This is a genomic window from Phenylobacterium sp. (genome assembly GCF_044371015.1).
GTDB lineage: Bacteria > Pseudomonadota > Alphaproteobacteria > Caulobacterales > Caulobacteraceae > Phenylobacterium.
In genome coordinates this window covers 1-4,713 of record NZ_JBILUK010000242.1, presented here as the reverse complement: position 1 = coordinate 4,713, position 4,713 = coordinate 1, and the positions used below count along the sequence as shown (strand labels likewise).

Here is a 4,713-nt window from a genome sequence, read left to right as displayed (position 1 = left end):
GTCAACGGCGTGGCAGCCATGAGCGCCAGCGGGATGTATGGCGACATGCGGGCCTGCGCGGGGATCGTCAGCAAGGCGGACCTGTTGCTGGGCGCTGCGGTGGAGCCGGTGCTGGAGGCGCATATCTGCGCCGGCGGGGGCCGGTTCCGGGGCATCCGCAACAGCGCCTCCTGGTGTGAGGACAAGGCGGTGCTTGGGCCGCTCAACCGGGTTGAGGCGGGGCTCTATCGGGAGCCGGTGTTCCGCGAGGGCTTCGCCAAGCTGGCGCCAATGGGGCTGTCGTTCGACGCCTGGCTGCTGGAGCCGCAGCTGCCGGACCTGATCGATCTGGCGCGGGCGTTTCCGGAGACCACCATCGTGCTCGACCATGTGGGTACGCCCTTGGGGCGGGGTGGCTACACCGGGCGTCGGGAAGAGCGGTTCGGCGTCTGGCGGGACAACATCCGCGAGCTGGCCAAGTGCCCGAACGTGGTGGTGAAGCTGGGCGGGCTGGCCATGGCGTTCTGCAACTTCCCCTCGTTCCTGGCCGAGCCGAGGGCGCCGTCGAGCCAGCTGGCGGCGGAGTGGCGGCCCTACATCGAGACCTGCATCGAGGCGTTCGGGGCGGATCGGGGGATGTTTGAGAGCAACTTCCCGGTCGATATGGGCAGCTGTGACTACGCGACGCTTTGGAACGCGTTCAAACACCTGGCGGCGGGCGCTTCGGCGGACGAGAAGGCGGCGCTGTTCGCAGGGACGGCGCGGCGGGTCTACCGGCTGGACGTGTAGGCCGCCCATCTCCTGTGTCATCCCGGCCGCAGCGAAGCGGAGAGCCGGGACCCCGTCGCACGGCCCGGGATGCTGGGTCCCGGCTCTCCAGCCCGCATCGCGGGCTTCCGGCCGGGATGACGGCGGATTGAGACGCTTGCGCACGGCTGCGGAAGCGGTGACGTTCTCGGACAACCATACGGGAGCGAGACGTGCCGATACCGGACCAGGGCCGCGACGTGGACGCGGTGATCGCCGAGCTTCAGGCCAAGCGGGCGAACGACGTGCGCTGGCAGGACGGCCGAGCCTTCGGCATGGTCTACAACGGCGGGCCGGAGGCGCACGAGGCGGCCGAGCGGGCGGCGGCGCTCTACCTGCATGAGAATGCACTGAACACGAAGGCGTTTCCCTCGCTGGGGCAGATCCAGAACGAGGTGGTGGGCTGGACGGCGGAGCTGCTGCATGGCGGGCCGGGAGCCGCCGGGTTCCTGACCAGCGGCGGAACAGAGAGCATCCTCTGCGGCGTGCTGGCGGCGCGGGAGCGGGGCGCCAAGGAGCGGGGGATCACCAACCCGCACATGATCATCGGCGAGAACGCCCACGCCGCCTTCCACAAGGCCGCGCACCTGTTCGGCATCCGGGTCTCGAAGATCAGGGTGACGGCCGACTGGCGGGTGGATGTGGACGCCATGGCGGCGGCGATCACGCCGGAGACGGTGCTGCTGGTCGGCTCGGCGCCGGCCTATCCACAGGGGGTGATCGACGACATCCCGGCCATCGCGGCGCTCGCGGCGGGGATCGGCGCCAACTGCCATGTGGACGCCTGCATGGGCGGTTTCGTGCTGCCCTTCGCAGAGAAGCTGGGGAGGCCGGTGGCGCCCTGGGACTTCCGCGTTCCGGGGGTGACCTCGATCTCGGCCGACGTGCACAAGCTGGGCTACGCGCCCAAGGGCATCTCGGTGATCCTGCATGCGTCGAAGACGCTCCGGGCCTACCAGACCTTTGTGTTCGATGACTGGCTGGGCGGCTTCTACGCCTCGCCCAACATCCAGGGGACGCGCTCGGGCCTGCCGATGGCGGCCGGCTGGGCGGTGATGCAGACGCTGGGGATGGACGGGTATCTGCGGCTGACCGCCGCAACCCTGGCCAACGCCGACCAGATGCGCGCCGGCGTGGGGGCGATCGAGGGGCTGAAGATCCTGGGCGATGGGCAATACCACCTGGTGGCGATCGCCTCGGACCCGGACAGCCAGCGGCCGGTGGATGTGTTTGCACTAGGCGATGCGCTGCTGGAGCGTGGCTGGTTCCACGACCGCCAGGGACCGCCCGACTCGCTGCACGCCACGGTCAGCAACTCCAACACGGGGGTGATGGAGGCGTACCTCAAAGACCTCGCCGAGTGCGCCGACAAGGTGGCCGGGACGTGGGCGGCGGATCGATCGACGAACTACGCGACGCTGGAGTAGGGGCGGCCGTTGTCCAGACCCAAGGGCGCGCGCGACGCGGACTATGAGGCCAAGCGCGTGGCTCTGCTGCGCCGCATCGGCGCGCGTGTGATGCGCCGCCAGACCGCCCGCCCGAGTTTTCGACAGCTGGCCGAGGCGGGGGAGGTCTCAACGCCGACGCTGCGACACTACTTCGGCGATCGCACCAAGCTGATGGGGTCGATCCTCCAAAACCTCTTGAATGAAGACCGTCGCGGCCTGGAGGCCGTGGCGACGCCGACTGGCGACCTGGACACCTCCATACGCGACTACTGCGCGGCGCTGCTGGCGGCGATGCGAGCACCCCGCGAGGTGCGCCTTGGCGATGTGTTCGCGGTCAGCCTCGCCGAGGGGCTGCTGGACGGCGAGATCGGGCCGTCGACGCTGCGCTACATCGTCGATCCGTCCGTCGACGTCCTTCGCCTGCGACTGGATGAGCACGTCCGCCGCGGGAAATGATCGCCACGGACACGCGGGTGGCGGCGCTGTTCCTGCTGTCACCGTTGTTGCTCGCGATCCTTCATCAGGATCATCTGGGCGGGCGCGAAGAGAGCCCGATCAACCTGGAGGCCGCCGTTGAGGGGATCTGTTCGGCCTTCCTGAGGGCCTACGCCGCGCCAGAGGCTCTCCGGCGCGGCACCTGATCAGGCGGTCAGGGTCACTTGGGGATCAGGACCGTATCGACGACGTGGATGACGCCGTTGCTCGCGGCGATGTCCGCCGTCACGACCTTGGCGCCGTTGACCGTAACGCCGCCCATGGTGGCGTCGACCTTGACGGTCCGGCCCTCGACGGTCTTCGCGTCGGTGACCTTGCCGGCCAGAGCCGAGCTCATCACGCGGCCGGGGACCACGTGATAGGTCAGGATGGCGGTCAGTTGCGCCTTGTTCTCGGGCTTCAGCAGGGTTTCCACCGTGCCGGCCGGAAGCTTGGCGAAGGCGGCGTCGGTCGGCGCGAAGACGGTGAACGGACCGGCGCCCTTGAGGGTCGGGACGAGGCCCGCGGCGGTGAGCGCGGCGGCCAGGGTCTTGAATTGTCCGGCGGCCACGGCGGTGTCGACGATATCCGCCCGGGCGGGCGACTGCGCGAAGGCGGGCGTGGCGAGGGCGAAGGCGGCGGCGGACGCAAAGCCCAGAAGGCGTCGAGAAATCATCGGTCGTCCTTTTCGAAAACCATTTTCTATAACGACCGAGATATGGAATTGGCGCTGCGGATTACAAGGCGGCGCGCGGCGGGGAAGCTAACCTCCGCCGGAGATCGACAGCAGGTTGCCGTCGGGGTCGCGGAACCAGGCGACGCCGCCTGAACCAACAGGGGGGGTCCAGACGCCGTCGGCGTCCTGGGCGGCTCCGAACATCTCGTAGCGGACGAACGCCACACCCCTGGCGGCCAGCGCCCGGACCTTGCCGCGCACGTCGGTGTGGGTGAAGCCGAAGAGGGTGTGCTCGGACGGCGTGACCTGCGGCAGGTGGACGATCCGCAGCGGGCAGCCGTCGACGTCGAGGATCAACGCGAAGTCATCGGGGGCGCCGCCGCGACGAACGCAAATTGTTCTTGATATGTTCTCTCTCGCAGGCTATGTTCTCCGGGCTCATGTTTGCATCGCGTAGGCGCTGGGGATGTGTGGGCGCAACTTGGCAGGAGGAGGCCGGATTGCCGCAATCAAGACCACAGGCTGAACCGAGAACCGTGCCGGACCTGCTGGCGGCGCCCTATCAGGCCATGGTCGAGCTGCAACGACGCTACAATGACGCGCAGGCAGGCGGAGGCGGCGGCGGCTATGCCGGCCTGCAAGCCCGCATGTATCGGCCATCTGAAGCCGAGATCGCGAGGCTGCGGCGCGAACAAGCCATCGCCCGCGACAATGCGCGCGCCGCGAGCCGGGAGAACGCCTGGATGGCGGCGCCGGTCCTCGCGCCGGTCGGGGTGGCGGGGGCGCTGGGCGTGGCGGCGCGGATGGCGCCGGCGGCGGTCGAGGCGGTCCCGCTCGTCCTCACCAGGCGGGATCCGTACCTGAGGGTCGGCGATAACTGGGCGACACGGGCTGGACGGCGGGCGGATCGCTTCTATGGCGCGAAGGCCGACGCCAAGGAGGCTGCCGGGTGGAAGTCGCAGCCTCGTATCACGCGCGAGGGTCAGACGGCCCTGCGACCGGATATCGGCGCACCGGCCCGCAACCCGGCGAAGCCCGACAAACGCTTCTACCTTGAACTGAAGCCCGACACGCCGACGGGGCGCATCGCCGGACGCAAAGCGGTGAAGAAGTACAAGGAGGCTAGCGGGAACAAGACCCGGGTCATCTACTACAATCCCAAGGATTTCATGTGAGCCGGAAGACCTATGTCGGGGCGCTAGAGGCCGTGCTCACGCCCATGGGATTTGCCCGGCGGGTGAAGGACTACTCACCGCATGAGCCGGAGTGGACGCGAATGGTTGGGACGATAGAGGACTGCGTCGATCTCCAGAGAAGCATGTATCGCGG

General features: G+C 68.6%; 7 protein-coding genes and 1 pseudogene. 6 read left to right on the top strand and 2 right to left on the bottom strand.

Translation table 11 applies throughout. From position 1 onward, the window contains the following. The 5 genes and pseudogenes from ACIQ3R_RS15435 to ACIQ3R_RS15415 all read left to right on the top strand — a co-directional run. Positions 1–768: amidohydrolase family protein (locus ACIQ3R_RS15435; RefSeq protein ID WP_397419747.1), on the top strand; the 768-nt coding region annotated here is incomplete at its 5' end. Positions 769–783: 15 nt separating this feature from the next. After that, a pseudogene (locus tag ACIQ3R_RS15430) lies at positions 784–888 on the top strand (hypothetical protein); the annotation flags it as partial. A 71-nt stretch (positions 889–959) separates the two neighbouring features. After that, positions 960–2,213 (top strand): pyridoxal phosphate-dependent decarboxylase family protein, encoded by a 1,254-nt coding sequence (locus ACIQ3R_RS15425; protein ID WP_397419746.1) that lies wholly within the window; start codon positions 960–962, stop codon positions 2,211–2,213. 9 nt (positions 2,214–2,222) lie between these two features. Further along, positions 2,223–2,690, top strand: coding sequence for a hypothetical protein (locus tag ACIQ3R_RS15420; RefSeq protein WP_397419745.1), 468 nt, complete (start codon positions 2,223–2,225; stop codon positions 2,688–2,690). After that, positions 2,687–2,875 carry a hypothetical protein gene (locus tag ACIQ3R_RS15415; protein ID WP_397419744.1) on the top strand — a complete coding sequence of 63 codons (189 nt, stop codon included), beginning with the start codon at positions 2,687–2,689 and terminating at the stop codon, positions 2,873–2,875. The genes ACIQ3R_RS15420 and ACIQ3R_RS15415 overlap by 4 nt, the downstream gene beginning before the upstream one ends. A 14-nt stretch (positions 2,876–2,889) precedes the next feature. On the opposite strand, the gene ACIQ3R_RS15410 is transcribed toward ACIQ3R_RS15415, so the two are convergent. Next, complete coding sequence (locus ACIQ3R_RS15410) at positions 2,890–3,384, bottom strand: fasciclin domain-containing protein (protein WP_397419743.1); 495 nt, start codon at positions 3,382–3,384, stop codon at positions 2,890–2,892. 87 nt (positions 3,385–3,471) lie between these two features. Continuing rightward, on the bottom strand, positions 3,472–3,741 hold the full coding sequence (locus ACIQ3R_RS15405; RefSeq protein WP_397419742.1) for a hypothetical protein: 270 nt from the start codon (positions 3,739–3,741) through the stop codon (positions 3,472–3,474). A 179-nt stretch (positions 3,742–3,920) separates the two neighbouring features. Here ACIQ3R_RS15405 and ACIQ3R_RS15400 point away from each other — a divergent pair, with 179 nt between their 5' ends. Then, the gene (locus ACIQ3R_RS15400) at positions 3,921–4,559 is read left to right on the top strand and encodes a hypothetical protein (RefSeq protein WP_397419741.1); all 639 of its coding nucleotides are present in this window, start codon (positions 3,921–3,923) and stop codon (positions 4,557–4,559) included. The last annotated feature ends 154 nt before the right edge of the window (positions 4,560–4,713 follow it).

What these genes read in the sequence shown, in the direction of transcription:
- ACIQ3R_RS15415 (WP_397419744.1), top strand. Translation starts at nt 2,687, where the DNA reads ATGATCGCCACGGACACGCGGGTGGCGGCGCTGTTCCTGCTGTCACCG.
- ACIQ3R_RS15410 (WP_397419743.1), bottom strand. Translation starts at nt 3,384, where the DNA reads ATGATTTCTCGACGCCTTCTGGGCTTTGCGTCCGCCGCCGCCTTCGCC.